Genomic DNA, 15,138 nt, shown 5'->3' with positions numbered 1-15,138 from the left:
TCAGTTGATCCGCTCGTTCGTCCACGTGTGCGAGGCCGGCAGCGCCTGGTCGACGACCGAGTGCTCGATCGTGCAATTGCGCTTGATCGAGGCTTCGGCACGGCGCAGCAGGTCCGCGATCTCCTCGTCGGACAGGGCTGACATGTCCTGCACCAACTCGACGTCCACGTGCGTGAAGCGATCGTTGTCCTGGTCGTAGTCGCCGGAGACACCAACGAACTGCTCGAAATCTTCGCCGAGGCGAGCCGCCATGCGCGCGTCCGAGCTCATCGCGTTGCAGCCCGCGATCGCGAGCTTGAGCAGGTCGCCGGGGGAGAAGCGGCCCGGGCCGTGCCCGACCAGAACCTCGGCGCCATCCTGGTTGCGGGCGACGTACTCGCGCACGCCCGTACGCTGCAGATACAGAGACTTAGGGGTATCACTCATAGGACCATTGTCGCGCTTACGGGCACCGCCCGCCCAGCCAAAGCGCCGGGTGGGCGGTGTTCATCCCTCAGCGAAGATAAAGACTCAGCGGTGCTCGGCCAGCCAGGAAGCGGCCAGCTCGCGCTCGTGCTCGACGACGCGGCCCAGGTGAGCCACAGCCTCCTTCTCAATGCGACCGCCCAGCAGCGGCACGCGCACCGACACGTTGCCGGTCACGACACGAACACTTCCCGCATCGGCCGGAGCCAGCGTGGACGTGGCCTCGACGGATACCGGCGCACCGTCCACAGTCACGCGTGTGCGAGAACGAGCCCCGGCCTCGTCCCTCGTCCACTCCTCGGTGAAAGAGATGTGCAGCGCGCCCTTGACAAAGCGCGACGCGGCGGCGGGAAGCAGCTCGGGGCGCGCAGTGCCCGAGAACGTGATGCGCTCGCCCTCCACGGCCACCGACTCGCTGCCCTCGACGACGAAGGACCCGAAGCGTCGCTGCTGGTAGTCGGGGGTCAGGTACATGGCGACGACCTCCTCGACCGTGCCCGGATAGGAAACAGACTGCGTGAATTCCATGATTCTCCTTCTCGTGGAAACTGCCGCCGAATCGTGGCCCGGCGCTCATTTACAACTAAGGACCGCCTTTGTGGCCCCGCTCCCACTAGAGTAGAGCCATGCGTAGCCTCATGCAGTTAGCTGAAGAAGCCTCTTCGACACCGCTGTCGGAGAAGGATATTGATTGGCTGCACCTGCTCCTTGCGGACTGGCAGGTGCTGGCCGACCTGGCGGCCGCCGACCTGGTTCTGTGGCTGGCCACAGACGACGGCAGATTCATCGCCGCCAACCACTGCCGCCCCGCCACGTCCACGACCGTCCACGTCGACGACATCATCGGCCTGCACCTGCCCGCCGCCCGCGAAGTCGACCTGCGTCGCGCCATCCAAACCGGCCAGGTCGTGCGTGCGTCCGCCGCCCGCTGGGCCGGCACCTACTCGATGATGGAAACCTGCGTGCCCGTCTACCATGACGGGCGCGTCATCGCCGTCGTCACCCGCGAGGAGAACCTGTCCAGCCCCCGTCTGTCCCTGGGCTTCGAGGCGTGGACCATCGCCGCGGCCGACACACTGTGCCAGATGATCGCGCGCGGCGAATACCCCTACGACTCCACACCGCAGGTCACCGCTCACGGCGTGCCCCGCGTCCTGGACGGCGCGCTCCTGCTCGACGCCGAGGGCCGCGTCTTGCAGGTCACCCCCAACGCGGTGTCCTGCCTGGCTCGCCTGGGCATCCGCCACGACGTCAAGGGAAAGGTCCTGGCTCAGGAAGTCACCGACGTGATCGGCGAGGGCAGTTTCATCGAAGAATCGATGGCCGTCGTCGTCATGGGCCGGGCCTCCTGGCGCGTCGAGATCGCGGCGCGCGCTTCCACCATTTCGATGCGCGCGTTGCCGCTCCAAAACGGGCGCAAGCGCCTGGGCGCCGTCATCCTCCTGCGCGATGTGTCCGAGGTTCGCCGCCACGAGCAGGAGCTCATGACGAAGGACGCGACGATCCGCGAGATCCACCACCGCGTCAAGAACAACTTGCAGACCGTCTCTGCGCTGCTGCGCCTTCAGTCGCGCCGTTCCGACGAGGACGCCGTCAAGGTCGCCTTGGCCGAGGCCGAGCGACGCGTGCAGGCCATCGCGACCGTGCATGCCGCCCTGTCCCAAAACGTCGACGAATCCGTCGACTTTGACGAGGTCGCCCGCACGATCGTGCGCATGGCCGGCGCGATCGCGTCCACCGACCACGCCGTCGAGGTCATCACGACTGGCACTTTCGGCACCATTTCGGCCGACCAGGCTCAGGCCCTGGCGACGGTCCTCAACGAGCTGGTCGCGAACTCGGTCGAGCATGGCCTGGCCGACCGCGACGGCCGCATTGAAGTGTGTGCGCAGCGCGATAACCTGTCCATGAAGGTCACGGTCGCGGACGACGGCGTTGGCTTCGTGCCGGGGACGCCCATGAGTGGCCTGGGAACTCAGATCGTTCACCAGATGGTGCGCGGCGAGCTCAGGGGATCTATCGAGTGGGCGCCTCGCGAGGGCGGTGGCACGCTCGTCACGCTGCTCATTAACCTTGATCCCGCCTGAGGCGAGTCGGCCCCTGGAAGGCATGAACGAGGCCGGGGATCCTTCGTGGATTCCCGGCCTTCGTGGTGGGTGGGTGTGGTCAGCAGCCGGCGCGGCGTGCGCGCGCAGCGCGGCGCTTGAGGGAACGGCGTTCCTCTTCGCTCATGCCGCCCCACACGCCGGAGTCCTGGTTGTTGTCGATGGCCCACTGCAGGCAGATGCCCTTGACGTCACATTCGCGGCACACGGCCTTGGCCTCGGCAACCTGGCTGATGGCGGGACCCGTGTTTCCGATGGGGAAGAAAAGTTCGGGGTCAACTGTCAGGCATGCTGCCTTGCTGCGCCAATCCATGAGTGTGCTCCTTGCGTTACCGTGCGTCGTAGGGATTTTGTTTTTTCGTCTGCCAGTGTCCGCCAGCTGGGGTGCTCGCGCAAGATGTCTGGACAAATAATGCGGGGACGCACTATGTGCCTAGTCACGGTGAGCGAAAAAGCTGGGACTTAGGTGTTAACTGACCCGCCGGTCAGTTGGATAGTTGTTAGGGTATCACCTTCGCAGATCAGCCCGCGCGAGGGATTCCACGGGTGTGCGCAAATTGATAGGGGGTACTTGTGGCATACACGCATGAGGGCCCGAATGACGTTGTCCGAAGGGTTGAGTGCGAGCATGCGGTGTCCGTCGCGCCTTGCGATTCTGGTCCATGCGGACTCGGGAATAATCTCGGAAATTGTGGGGGGAGCCCAGCCTGCGACGTCGTGGAGCTCGGCGAGGATGTCGGCGTCGGACTGCGTCCCGATGACGACCCAGGGTATGTCCTGTTCCCAGCGCACCGGTGTCATCTCCGGGCCAATGAGGGCCGGCGAGGAACCATTACTGACCAACGCGGCGGCCTCGTCGCAGGAGGGGATTCGCCACAGGCCCTTCGTGTCCTCCTCGCGCCGGGGGAGCGCAGCACCCGGGGGCGGGTCGAGGGGAACGCAGGCCAGGGCGGTGGGCTCGCCGGGGCGCGCCAGGAGCGCCTGGCCGTCCTCGAGCGCGCGCACCTCGCTCGGAAGGATCCCTGCGTGCAGAGCTTCGTCGACGTCCCGGGCGCGCACGAGGCGCATCGAGAAAGCACCCATGGCCGAGGAAGAGGACGAAAAACGTCCCGAGAAGGCCGCGACGATGATGACGCCGGCGCGCGTGGCCCGAGCCAGCAGCGAGGACCACAGCTCCTCGGCCTGGGGAAGCGAGAGCGACTGGGCCAGGGCCGAGCGCAGTGCGGGCACGTCTGTCAGCGCCAGTACAGCCGGGCCGTGCTCGCAGACATTTTCGAGCAGGTCGATGGCCCCCACGTCCCTGGGGGAAAGCATCGTTAAAGCGCCGGGGGTGGCCTCGCCGATGACGTGCAGGGGAAGACCGGTCGCCCGGGCGATCCTGGTAGCGATCGAGCGCGCCCACCGCGCTGCCTGGGTGGCCTCGTGGGCGCTGGTCTGGATCTGGATGCTACCCCCGTCCCACAGCAGGGGAGTGTGGGCCTCGATGCCTTCGATCATCCCGAGTGCGACCGCGGGACGTCTCTCCCTGTTTCCCAGGTCGACCCCGCCAACGCTCGACGTAGGCAGACCGAGCGCAGGGACCACGGCCTCGTCGATGTCGCTCCACGACAGGGATGCGGGCAGCGCGGGCGCCCACAGCGGCTCGGCGGAGGAGAGCGGCCAACGCCGCGCGCAATCGGCGACGACAGAGACGACGTCGGGCATGTAGGACAGCTGCAACTCGCCCACGTCCGCTAGGACGGCCCGGCCCGGCACTCGCGGCAGCGACGAGGCCCGGGCGTCTCCGAGAATATCCGTGGAGTCGGCGCCGCTGACGCAGCGCAGGGCCAGGCGGATATCCATGTTGGCACGCATGGTCGCGTTGATCGCGCCCGAGGGGCGCTGGGTTGCGGCGATCAGGTGCAGGCCCAGGCTGCGTCCCTGGGCGGCCAGTCGCATCAGGACGTCCATCGCGCCCGGGTGGGTGTCGGCCAGGACGCGGAACTCGTCGATCGCGACGACGAGACGAGGCGGGGGCGGGGGCACGCTGTCGGGCTCGAGGTCGTGGGCGCGCTCCCAGGCAGCCAAGTCGGGCAACCCGAGCTCGGCGAGCTCGGCCTCGCGCCGGCGCAGGAGCGAGGAGATCCCCTCGAGCGCGCGGGAGGTGGCCCCGGCGTCCAGATCGCTGAGCAGTGCCTGCGTGTGGGGCAGGTGCGCCAGGCGGGCGAAGGTAGAGCCGCCCTTGTAGTCGATGAGGATGAAACGCACGCGGTCCGGGCAATAGCAGTGCGCGATCGATGCCAGCCATCCCAGGAGAGCTTCCGACTTACCCGACCCCGTGCAGCCGGCGACCAGGGCGTGCGGGCCGTCCGATACCAGGTCGAGGCACACGGGGCCTTGCGCCGATTGCCCGACGACGACGCCGAGCGTCCCCGTCTCGGCTCGGGCGCTGCTGGGCTCCCAGTCCACGCGCGTGGGTAGCGCGTCTGACGCGTTCGTGCGGCACACGGTCCACCACCACAGAGCCGAGACCGGGCACTCGTCGGTGACGCACACGCGGGCGCACCACGAGGGCAGCTCGGCGACGCTGCGCGCGTAGCCAATGTGAAGCACGCCGGTGGCGCACTCCTTCGCGCCGCGCACCGCGCAGTAGGGACAGTCCTCCCTGTCGCTGACGTGGATGTCCACGGCCTCAAAGCCCACCAGGACGGGCGCGTGAGATCCCCACCAGACGCGCGCCCCGCCCACTTGGGCGGCCACCTGCCCCGCGCACCACAGCGCACACTCGGCACCATGCTCGCCGACGATGCCGATCGAGGAGGCGTCCCCCTCCTGCGCGCTGGAGGCGGGAACGCCGAGTGTGACGCGCCGACTGAGCCTCGTGGCCCGTCCCGGCCAGACCGCCGCGCGGCACGAGCGAGGGGCGGTGCCCGAGCTTGGCAGCGAGGCGAGGACCAGAGCCAGGGCCGATCCGTCCCAGCCGCGTCGGCGCACGAGCGCGCGCCGAACCGCCCAGATTACGCAGACGCTCACGAGCACGCCCAGGGTGGCGCCCAGCGTCCACCACAGCGCCGGGGGCACCGCGACCGAGCGCAGACGCCAGGCCATGAGCGAGACCATGACGGCCACGGAAATCAGCGGCGCCCCGCGTAGGAGAGAGGATCGGGAAAGGCCGCGACGGCCTCGTCGATCACAGCCCGGCCAGTCCAGTGTGCGAGGCCGTGGCCTCACTTCGAGGACGTCCTCGCCCAGGCGCAGGCGCCTGCCCGGTCCGAGGCGTTGGCGCGGCCGCAGGCGAGCCCACCGGCGCGCTCTCGTGCGCACCCGGATCGAGGGGGCGCCCGGCGACGTACGCAGGCGCGCCCGCCCGGCGTGCGTGGAAAACTCGGCGTGCTCGCGCGCGACGCTGGCGCACGACAGGGGCACGTCGCCGGCGCGGCCGAGGGGACCCGGGGCCAGGACGAGGCCGACGTCGGGTCCGTCGACGCACGCCAGGTGCAGGTCGGTGCGCAGTGCTGCGCGTGCCAGACATCCGATGGTGCTCATGCATCCACGATCACGCCGTGCCCGCGCTCGTTCAAGCGGTGGGGTGCCCCCTGTGGATAGCGGTGCGACATACTCCTGGCCTGTGGATAACCGGCAGGGGCGGGCCAGGGTGTGGATAACGCCACCCGCGGGGCTCGTGGCTGTCCCGCGCCCTGACCGAGCAAGCCGCGAAATGCAAGAATGGACCCCATGCATGACGACACGTTCGAGACGACACGCGAGACCTACAACGGCCTCGTTGACCGCATCAACGAGGCCCGCGCCGCCTACTACGACCGTGATTCGCCGACCCTTTCGGACGCGGACTACGACCGCATGTACCGCGAGGTCGAAGAGATCGAGGAGCGCTACCCGCAGCTGCGCGGCGCCGACTCACCCACGATGAGCGTGGGCGGCAGTGTCGACTCCGGGTTCTCCGAGGTGCGCCACCTCGCCCAGATGATGTCCCTCGACGACGTGTTCTCCCTCGAGGAGCTCGCCGGGTGGGAGACCCGCATGGCCGAGGCCACCGGCATCGACGACCCCGAGATGACGACCGAGGTCAAGGTCGACGGCCTGTCCATCAACCTCCTGTACGAGAACGGCCGCCTCGTGCGCGCCGCCACCCGAGGTGACGGCTACGTCGGCGAAGACGTCACCGCCAACGCGCGAACCATCGCCTCGATCCCGCAGACCCTGACTGGCACCGTCCCCGCACGCGTTGAGGTTCGCGGCGAGGTCTACTTCCCGGTCGCTGACTTCGCCGCCTTCAACGAGGCTCGCGTCGAGGCCGGAGAAAAGACCTTCGTCAACGCGCGCAACGCAGCCGCCGGTTCCCTGCGCCAAAAAGACCCGGCTGAGACCGCCAAGCGCCCCCTCGCGATGGTCGCCCACGGCATCGGCTTCGTCGAGGCCGGGGAGGACTTTACCGAGCCGACCACCCAGATGGGCTGGTACGAGCAGCTGCGCGACTGGGGCCTGCCCGTCTCGCCCTACACTCGCCTGCTCACAGGCCGGAAGGCTATCGAAGAGCGGATCGCCGAGATCGGCGCGGACCGCCACGGCCTCGTCCACGAGATCGACGGCGTCGTCGTCAAGATCAACGACCTGGACCTGCAGCGTTCCCTCGGCTCGACCTCGCGCACGCCGCGCTGGGCGGCCGCCTACAAGTTCCCGCCCGAGGAGGTGCACACGCGCCTGCTCGACATCCGGGTGCAGGTGGGGCGCACCGGCCGCGTGACCCCGTATGGCGTCATGGAATCCGTGCTGGTCGCGGGCTCGAACGTCGCGCGCGCGACCCTGCACAACGCCCAGGAGGTCGCCCGCAAGGGCGTGCTTATCGGCGACCTCGTCGTGTTGCGCAAGGCCGGCGACGTCATCCCCGAGATCGTCGCCCCCGTCGAGGACGCGCGCAACGGCTCCGAGCGTCCCTTCGTGATGCCCGAGCAGTGCCCCTCCTGCGGGACGTCGCTCGTCCAGGAGAAGGAAGGCGACGTCGACCTGCGATGCCCCAATAAGGGCGCGTGCCCCGCGCAGATCACCGAGCGTCTCGCCCACGTGGGCGCCAGAAGCGCCCTGGATGTGGAGGGCCTCGGCGACGAGTCCGCCCTGGCTATGACTCAGCCCGAAAACGACCGCGATGAGGTGGCGGCCGCCCTGGTTGCCGGCCACAGCGTCACCCTGGAGGACGGCACCGTCCTCACCCTGGAGGGCGGCCGCGAGCTGCCCCACGGCGAGCAGATCACCCGCGCCGAGGAACTCCTGCCCGCCGCGCAGGCCCCCGCCCTGCGCACGGAGGCCGCGCTCTTCGACCTGCGCGCCGAGGATCTGCGCGACGTCATGGTGTGGAAGCCCGTCAAGAAGAAGGGCGAGGAAACCGGGGACTGGAAGCAGGTCCGCTACTTCTGGACGAAGGCCTACAAGCCCCGCAAGCTGCGCGGGCAGACCGTCTTCGAGCCCATCGAGCCCAGCGCGTCCAAGGGCACCGAAAAGATGCTCGCCGAGCTGGACAAGGCCAAGAGCCAGCCCCTCGCGCGCGTCCTCGTCGCCCTGTCCATCCGCCACGTCGGCCCCACCGCGGCCCGCGCGCTGGCAGAGAAGTTCCTGACGATGGATGCTCTGCGCGCCGCCTCGGTCGAGGAGCTTTCCGCCGTCGAGGGCGTGGGCGAGGAAATCGGCCGCTCCCTGCGTGACTGGTTCACGGTCGACTGGCACCTGGAGGTGCTGGAGGCGTGGGCGCGCGCGGGCGTGCGCATGGCCGACGAAGCGCCCGAACCGGCCTCGGACGTGCTCGCGGGTCTGACCATCGTCGTGTCGGGCGCGATGCCCGGATACGACCGCGAGGGCGCCAAGGAAGCGATTACGTCGCGCGGCGGCAAGGCGGCGGGTTCGGTCTCGAAGAAGACCTCGCTCGTCGTCGCCGGCCCGGGCGCGGGTTCCAAGGAAAAGAAAGCCAAAGAGCTGGGCGTCCCCGTCATTACCGAGCAGCAATTCGCCGACCTCCTCGAGGGAGGCCTGCCAGCCGTCGGCCTGTGACGTGAGGAAGGCCTGGCCGTCGGCCTGTGACGTGAGGAAGGCCTGGCCGTCGGCCTGTGACGAGGCCGGGGCTCAGACGAGGGGCTCGAAGGGGCCCAGGAGCACCTCGCCGACGCGGGTGAGGGTCGAGCGCTTGTCCCACTCGTCGATCGTCAGGCGGCGTGCCGTCGTCAGGTCGTTCGCGAAAATCTCCTCCATGCGCGCGGCGAGCGGGCGCGAGAAGAACTGCAGGCAGACCTCGTAATTGCCCCGCATCGAGAGGTGATCGATGTTCGCCGTACCGATCGTCGACCAGCGCCCGTCCACCGTCATCGTCTTCGAGTGGACCATCGCGTGACGGTAGAGCCAGATCTCCACGCCCTCGCGCAGCAGCTCGCCGTAGTAGGGGCGCGCCACCCAGTCAGCCATGATGTGATTCGAAAACTCCGGGATCAACACCTGCACGCGCACACCTCGGCGCGCGGCCGCGATCAGGGAAGCCAAGACCTCGTGATCCGGGATGAAATACGCCGTCGTGATCAGCACGCGATCCGTCGCGCGCTCGATCGCGTCAATGTACATGCCGCGAATCGGATACAGCAGCGAATGAGGCAGGTTGAACTGCGCGGTCACGTCCGCGCTCCACGCGCGTGCCCCCTGATCGGGTAGAACCGGCGAATCCGCCGGGCGGAAATGGTTCCAAAAATCCACGAAACCGTTTTCCAGCTCCCACACGGCCTCGCCCGTGATGCGCACGTGCGTGTCACGCCACTCGTACGCAAACGGATCGCCGATGTTATAGCCGCCCACGAAACCCACCTCGCCGTCCACCACCAGGATCTTGCGGTGATCCTGGCCCGTGCGGCGGATATTGAACGTAAAGAAACCGGAACGCAGCGTCGGGAACTTGCGCACATGCAAGTTCGGCATGTCCGGGAACTCGTAGAAACGCGGATCCTGGTTCAGGACGCCGAAACCGTCCCACACGCAAAACACCTCGACACCGCGCTTAGCGGCCGCGAGCAGCGCATTCTTGAACCGCTTCCCCCAGTAGTCAGAGCGCCAAATGAACGTCTCGAAATAAATGTGATGCGTCGCCCCTTCGATGGCCTCCAGCATGTCCGCGTACAGGGAAGTTCCCTCCGTGTACGTGCGCGCCACCGTGTTGCCGATCTGCGTGTCAGCGGGAGGCAGAGTGGGGAAACCGTGCACGCCACCGGGGATACGGGCGGTGCGCATGCGGTCGATCGCGTGGACGGTGACGACAGCAGCCGCCTGGGCGGCGACAAGCGCAATTCCCGCTTTTTTGACGATCGACCACGTCTGCCTGGTGAGTTGGCGTCGCTGCGAAAAAGCCATACGGGTAGGATGCCACACATGTCACGCATTAGTACTGACGAGGTCGCCCGCGTCGCGGGTCTGGCCCATATCGCATTGACCGACGAGGAAATCACGCGCTTCGCGGGTGAACTCGACGCAATCGCCGACGCCGTCTCCAAGGTGTCCGAGGTTGCCACGCCCGAGGTTCCCGCAACCTCCCACCCGATTCCGCTGACCAACGTGTGGCGCGAGGACGTGGTGGGACAGACCGTGGACCGCGACGAGGTCCTGGCCCAGGCGCCCGCCGCACAGGACGGCATGTTCCTGGTTCCGCAGATCCTGGGGGAGGACTGATGAACGAGCTGCTGAAGAAGAGCGCCCTGGAGCTGGCCGACATGCTGGCCGCCGGCCAGATCACCTCCGTGGAGCTGACCCAGGCGTGCCTGGACCGCATCGACGCCATCGACGACCGCGTCAACGCCTTCATCACCGTCGACCGCGAGGGCGCCCTGGCGACCGCGGCCGACGTGGACGCGCGCCGCGCGGCGGGGGAGACCCTGCACCGCCTGGCGGGTGTGCCGATCGCCGTGAAGGACAACGTGGTGACGCGCGGCCTGCGCACCACCTGCGCCTCGAAGATCCTGGGCGACTGGGAGCCTCCCTACGACGCGACCGTCACCGCCAAGATCAAGGAAGCCGGCCTGCCCATCGTCGGCAAGACCAACATGGACGAGTTCGCCATGGGTTCGTCCACCGAGCACTCCGCTTTCGGCGCGACCAAGAACCCCTGGGACACCGAGCGCATCCCCGGCGGCTCCGGCGGTGGCTCGGCCGCGGCTGTTGCGGCCTACATGGTGCCCCTGGCCGTCGGTTCCGACACGGGCGGCTCGATCCGCCAGCCCGCGTTCGTGACCGGCACGGTCGGCGCCAAGCCCACCTACGGCGCGGTGTCGCGTTTCGGCCTGGTAGCCATGGCCTCGTCCCTGGACCAGATCGGCCCCGTCACCCGCACGGTCGCCGACGCGGCCGCCCTGACCGAGCTGATCGGCGGCTACGACCCCAACGATTCGACCTCCCTCAACGAGCCGGTTCCCGCGCTCACCGAGGCCGTCGAGTCCGTCGCCGCGGAAGGTTCCATGAAGGGCCTGAAGGTCGGCATCGTCAAGGAGCTGAGCGGCGAGGGCTACCAGCAGGACGTCATCGACGCCTTCAACGCCACCGTCGAGAAGCTGCGCGAGGCCGGTGCTGAGATCGTCGAGGTTTCCTGCCCGCACCTGGAGTACTCGCTGGGCGCCTACTACCTGATCATGCCCGCCGAGGTCTCCTCGAACCTGGCCCGCTTCGACGGCATGCGCTACGGCATCCGCGTCGAACCCACCGAGGGCCCCGTGACCGCCGAGCGCGTCATGGCCGCCACCCGCGAGGCCGGCTTCGGCGACGAGGTCAAGCGCCGCATCATCCTGGGCACGCACGTGCTCTCGGCCGGCTACTACGACGCCTACTACGGCAGCGCCCAGAAGGTGCGCACGCTCATCCAGCGCGACTTCGATGCGGTGTTCGAGCAGGTCGACGTCCTCGTGTCGCCCACGGCCCCCGAGACGGCCTTCAAGTTCGGTGAGAAGACCTCCGACCCGCTGGCCATGTACCTCTACGACGTCGCCACGATCCCCGCGAACCTGGCGGGCATCCCCGGTATGAACATCCCGAACGGCGTGTCCTCGCAGGGCCTGCCCATCGGCTTCCAGGTGCTGGCCCCCGCGCGCGGCGACCTGGTCATGTACAAGGTGGCGTCCCTCGTGGAAGCCCTCAGCGACGACGTCGCGGGTCAGTGCCCCGCAGCTAACTGGGAGGAAAAGTGATGACTGAGCTCATGGATTACGACGAGGCGGCGCGCCGCTTCGACCCGGTTCTCGGCATTGAGGTGCACGTCGAGCTGGGCACAAAGACCAAGATGTTCGACGCGGCCCCCAACGCGTTTGGCGGCGACCCGAACACCTTCGTGACCCCCGTGTCGCTGGGTCTGCCCGGCTCCCTGCCGGTCGTCAACCACAAGGCCGTCGAGTACGCGATCAAGATCGGCCTGGCCCTGAACTGCGAGATTGCGGAGTACTGCCGTTTCGCGCGTAAGAACTACTTCTACCCGGACCTGACGAAGGCCTTCCAGACCTCTCAGTCCGACGAGCCGATCGCGGCAGACGGCTACGTGGACGTCGAGCTCGAGGACGGCACCATGTTCCGCGTGCAGATCGAGCGCGCGCACATGGAGGAGGACGCGGGCAAGAACACGCACATCGGTGGCGCTGACGGTCGCATCCAGGGCGCGGACCACTCGCTCGTGGACTACAACCGTGCGGGCGTGCCGCTCGTGGAGATCGTGACCCGTCCGATCGAGGGCGCCGGTGAGCGTGCGCCCGAGGTGGCCGCCGCCTACGTGCAGGCCCTGCGCGACATTTTCCGTGCCCTCGACGTTTCCGAGGCCCGCATGGAGCGCGGCAACGTGCGCGCCGACATCAACGTGTCGCTGCGCCCCACGCCGGACTCCCCGCTGGGCACGCGCACCGAGACGAAGAACGTGAACTCCTTCCGCGGCATCGCCTCGGCCGTGCGCTACGAGATGGCGCGCCAGGCCCAGATCCTGTCCGAGGGCGGCACGATCCTGCAGGAGACCCGTCACTACCACGAGGAGGACGGCTCGACGTCGTCCGGCCGTGAGAAGTCGGATTCCGAGGACTACCGCTACTTCCCCGAGCCCGACCTGGTTCCGATCCGCCCGGATCGTGAATGGGTGGAGGAGCTGCGCGCCTCGCTGCCCGAGCTGCCCGTCGCCAAGCGCCGCCGCCTGCGCGCCGAGTGGGGCTACGCGGACATGGAGATGCGCGACGTCATCAACGCCGGCGCCCTCGAGCTCATCGAGGCCACCGTGGCCGCGGGCTGCGATCCCGCCTCCGCCCGCAAGTGGTGGATGGGCGAGATCTCGCGCCGCGCCAAGGAGCGCGAGGTTTCTCTCGACGAGGCCGGGGTCAGCCCCGCTCAGGTCGCCGAGCTGCAGGGTCTCATCGATGCGGGTCGCATCAACGACAAACTGGCGCGCCAGGCCCTCGAGGGCGTCCTCGCGGGCGAAGGCGACCCGACGCAGGTCGTCGAGGCCCGAGGCCTCGAGGTCGTCTCCGACGACGGTGCGCTCACGGCGGCCGTTCAGGAGGCACTGGACGCCAACCCCGACATCGTCGCCAAGATCAAGGGCGGCAAGGTCCAGGCGGCTGGCGCCCTCGTCGGCGCGGTCATGAAGGCCACCCGCGGGCAGGCTGACGCCGCCCGCGTGCGCGAGCTGATCATGGAGATGGTCGGCGCCTGAGGTTATTGCTGACACGGGAGGGGCCGGGATCGAACGCGATCCCGGCCCCTCCCGCATATCCCGACTACCCACCCACCCGGTGCAGGGGCAAGCGGAACGATGCCCCGGCCTCGTCCATGAGCGTTCTCTCATGTCCACGTTGTGACCTTCCCCTACCGGCACCATGCCAAACTTCCCTAGGATGAACGACAGAGGACAGCCAGGCCGCCTGGCCGAGCGCCCAACGAAAGGATAGACATGCGCACTTCGCCGTCGTACACCGCCTCCTACCGTATCGAGGTGGACGAGAAGACCACCTCGATTGCGTCCATCGTCGACGTAGTCTCCGCAACCGGAGCGGAGATCAAGGGCCTGGACGTGGCCGACTCCGACCGCGGGCGCATCATCATCGACCTCACCTGCGACATGCGCGACTCCGAACACCGCCGCGAGGTGCGCGACGCGATCAACGCGCTGCCCGGCGTGGTCGCCGACTCGGTCTCCGACCAGACCTTCATGAGCCACATCGGCGGCAAGGTGGAAATCCACTCCAAGGTGCCGCTGCGCAACCGCGACGACCTCTCGCGCGCCTACACCCCCGGCGTCGCCCGCGTGTGCACCGCGATCCACGACATGCCCCAGAAGGCGCACCTGCTGACCATGAAGGCCAACACGGTCGCCGTCGTCTCCGATGGCACCGCCGTCCTGGGCCTGGGCGACATCGGTCCCGAGGCCGCCCTGCCCGTCATGGAGGGCAAGGCCGTCCTGTTCAAGGAATTCGGCGGCGTCGACGCGTGGCCCGTCGTCCTGGACACCAAGGACACCGAGGAGATCATCTCCATCGTTAAGGCGATTGCCCCCGCGTACGGCGGCATCAACCTCGAGGACATCTCCGCGCCCCGCTGCTTCGAAATCGAAGAGCGCCTGCGCTCCGAGCTCGACATCCCGGTCTTCCACGACGACCAGCACGGCACCGCCATCGTCGTGCTCTCCGCGCTCATCAACGCCCTGAAGATCGTGGGCAAGAAGATCGAAGACGTGCGCATCGTCGTCTCCGGCGTCGGCGCGGCCGGCAACGCGATCATCCGCCTGCTGCTCGCCCAGGGCGCGCGCGACATCATCGGCTGCGGTCGCGACGGCGCGCTGTCCGGCGACGCCACCGAGGGCATGCACCCCTCCCGCAAGGCCCTCGCTGAGGCGACCAACCCGCGCCACGTCCACGGCTCCCTTAAGGAAGTCCTCAAGGGTGCCGACGTCTTCATCGGCGTCTCGTCCGGCAACATCCTTGAGCCCTCCGACATCGAGACCATGGCCGAGAACGCCATCGTCTTCGCGCTGGCCAACCCCACACCCGAGGTTGACCCGATCGGCGCCGGCAAGTACGCGGCCGTTGTCGCCACCGGACGAAGCGACTACCCGAACCAGATCAACAACGTGCTGGCCTTCCCGGGTCTGTTCCGCGGCCTCCTGGACGCCAAGGTCAAGGAGATCACGACCGAAGTTCTGCGCGTTGCCGCTGTGGCTATCGCGTCCGTCATTGACGAGGACGAGCTCTCGCCCTCCTACATCATCCCCGGCGCCTTCGATAAGCGTGTTGCCCCCGCCGTCTCCAAGGCCGTGCGCCGCGCGGTGCGCGACCTTCCGACCGTGGATATCCCGGTTCAGCCCGACATGGATGTGAACTGAGAGTCATTTCGGATCGTTTGCGGGTCCAATCGCGCTGGTGAGGCGCGGTTGGACCCGCTCGTTTTATCCCGAGGCCGGGGCTGGGGCGTGCGGTTGAGGCCGAGTTTTCGTTGTGTTTGTTGGGTTTTGTTGTGTGTGTTGGGGGTCACGTTGTTTTGGTTTGACTTTGGGTGTGGGGGTGGGTAGATTATTCACCTGTCGCCGCGGGCC

General features: G+C 68.0%; 11 protein-coding genes. 6 read left to right on the top strand and 5 right to left on the bottom strand.

Annotated features, from left to right (window positions below; translation table 11 throughout):
* Window positions 1-426 carry an OsmC family protein gene (locus O3669_RS03810; RefSeq protein WP_371523708.1) on the bottom strand — a complete coding sequence of 142 codons (426 nt, stop codon included), beginning with the start codon at window positions 424-426 and terminating at the stop codon, window positions 1-3.
* Window positions 427-510: 84 nt separating this feature from the next.
* Window positions 511-993 carry a DUF2505 domain-containing protein gene (locus O3669_RS03805; RefSeq protein WP_371523707.1) on the bottom strand — a complete coding sequence of 161 codons (483 nt, stop codon included), beginning with the start codon at window positions 991-993 and terminating at the stop codon, window positions 511-513.
* 98 nt (window positions 994-1,091) lie between these two features.
* Between O3669_RS03805 and O3669_RS03800 the strand changes: the two genes are divergently transcribed.
* Window positions 1,092-2,552, top strand: a complete 1,461-nt coding sequence (locus O3669_RS03800; RefSeq protein WP_371523706.1) for a sensor histidine kinase — start codon at window positions 1,092-1,094, stop codon at window positions 2,550-2,552.
* 79 nt (window positions 2,553-2,631) lie between these two features.
* On the opposite strand, the gene O3669_RS03795 is transcribed toward O3669_RS03800, so the two are convergent.
* A complete protein-coding gene (locus tag O3669_RS03795) occupies window positions 2,632-2,883 on the bottom strand; it encodes a WhiB family transcriptional regulator (protein ID WP_009647677.1) in 252 nt (83 codons plus the stop codon).
* Between the two features lie 149 nt (window positions 2,884-3,032).
* Window positions 3,033-6,095 carry an FtsK/SpoIIIE domain-containing protein gene (locus O3669_RS03790; protein WP_371523705.1) on the bottom strand — a complete coding sequence of 1,021 codons (3,063 nt, stop codon included), beginning with the start codon at window positions 6,093-6,095 and terminating at the stop codon, window positions 3,033-3,035.
* A gap of 180 nt (window positions 6,096-6,275) precedes the next feature.
* Here O3669_RS03790 and ligA point away from each other — a divergent pair, with 180 nt between their 5' ends.
* Window positions 6,276-8,609 carry an NAD-dependent DNA ligase LigA gene (gene ligA / locus O3669_RS03785; RefSeq protein ID WP_371523704.1) on the top strand — a complete coding sequence of 778 codons (2,334 nt, stop codon included), beginning with the start codon at window positions 6,276-6,278 and terminating at the stop codon, window positions 8,607-8,609.
* Between the two features lie 72 nt (window positions 8,610-8,681).
* Here the strand turns inward: ligA and O3669_RS03780 are convergent, their stop codons facing one another.
* Window positions 8,682-9,947, bottom strand: a complete 1,266-nt coding sequence (locus O3669_RS03780) for a phosphatidylserine/phosphatidylglycerophosphate/cardiolipin synthase family protein (RefSeq protein WP_295967097.1) — start codon at window positions 9,945-9,947, stop codon at window positions 8,682-8,684.
* Between the two features lie 18 nt (window positions 9,948-9,965).
* Here O3669_RS03780 and gatC point away from each other — a divergent pair, with 18 nt between their 5' ends.
* From gatC to O3669_RS03760, 4 genes are all read left to right on the top strand, one after another.
* Window positions 9,966-10,262: an Asp-tRNA(Asn)/Glu-tRNA(Gln) amidotransferase subunit GatC gene (gene gatC / locus O3669_RS03775; RefSeq protein WP_009056911.1), complete on the top strand. Its 297-nt coding sequence runs from the start codon at window positions 9,966-9,968 to the stop codon at window positions 10,260-10,262.
* Window positions 10,262-11,767 (top strand): Asp-tRNA(Asn)/Glu-tRNA(Gln) amidotransferase subunit GatA, encoded by a 1,506-nt coding sequence (gene gatA, locus O3669_RS03770; protein WP_371523703.1) that lies wholly within the window; start codon window positions 10,262-10,264, stop codon window positions 11,765-11,767. The genes gatC and gatA overlap by 1 nt, the downstream gene beginning before the upstream one ends.
* Window positions 11,767-13,263, top strand: coding sequence for an Asp-tRNA(Asn)/Glu-tRNA(Gln) amidotransferase subunit GatB (gene gatB, locus O3669_RS03765; RefSeq protein ID WP_371523702.1), 1,497 nt, complete (start codon window positions 11,767-11,769; stop codon window positions 13,261-13,263). Before gatA ends, gatB begins: the two co-directional genes overlap by 1 nt.
* 237 nt (window positions 13,264-13,500) lie before the next feature.
* A complete protein-coding gene (locus tag O3669_RS03760; RefSeq protein WP_009056909.1) occupies window positions 13,501-14,928 on the top strand; it encodes an NAD-dependent malic enzyme in 1,428 nt (475 codons plus the stop codon).
* The last annotated feature ends 210 nt before the right edge of the window (window positions 14,929-15,138 follow it).

This window comes from Pauljensenia sp. 20925_1_34, from assembly GCF_041432775.1.
In the GTDB taxonomy this organism is placed as follows: Bacteria; Actinomycetota; Actinomycetes; order Actinomycetales; family Actinomycetaceae; genus Pauljensenia.
This window is presented reverse-complemented; position numbering and strand designations above follow the sequence as displayed.

What these genes read in the sequence shown, in the direction of transcription:
- O3669_RS03810 (WP_371523708.1), bottom strand. Translation starts at nt 426, where the DNA reads ATGAGTGATACCCCTAAGTCTCTGTATCTGCAGCGTACGGGCGTGCGC.
- gatC (WP_009056911.1), top strand. Translation starts at nt 9,966, where the DNA reads ATGTCACGCATTAGTACTGACGAGGTCGCCCGCGTCGCGGGTCTGGCC.
- O3669_RS03780 (WP_295967097.1), bottom strand. Translation starts at nt 9,947, where the DNA reads ATGGCTTTTTCGCAGCGACGCCAACTCACCAGGCAGACGTGGTCGATC.
- O3669_RS03800 (WP_371523706.1), top strand. Translation starts at nt 1,092, where the DNA reads ATGCGTAGCCTCATGCAGTTAGCTGAAGAAGCCTCTTCGACACCGCTG.
- gatB (WP_371523702.1), top strand. Translation starts at nt 11,767, where the DNA reads ATGACTGAGCTCATGGATTACGACGAGGCGGCGCGCCGCTTCGACCCG.
- O3669_RS03795 (WP_009647677.1), bottom strand. Translation starts at nt 2,883, where the DNA reads ATGGATTGGCGCAGCAAGGCAGCATGCCTGACAGTTGACCCCGAACTT.
- O3669_RS03805 (WP_371523707.1), bottom strand. Translation starts at nt 993, where the DNA reads ATGGAATTCACGCAGTCTGTTTCCTATCCGGGCACGGTCGAGGAGGTC.
- O3669_RS03760 (WP_009056909.1), top strand. Translation starts at nt 13,501, where the DNA reads ATGCGCACTTCGCCGTCGTACACCGCCTCCTACCGTATCGAGGTGGAC.
- ligA (WP_371523704.1), top strand. Translation starts at nt 6,276, where the DNA reads ATGGACCCCATGCATGACGACACGTTCGAGACGACACGCGAGACCTAC.
- O3669_RS03790 (WP_371523705.1), bottom strand. Translation starts at nt 6,095, where the DNA reads ATGAGCACCATCGGATGTCTGGCACGCGCAGCACTGCGCACCGACCTG.
- gatA (WP_371523703.1), top strand. Translation starts at nt 10,262, where the DNA reads ATGAACGAGCTGCTGAAGAAGAGCGCCCTGGAGCTGGCCGACATGCTG.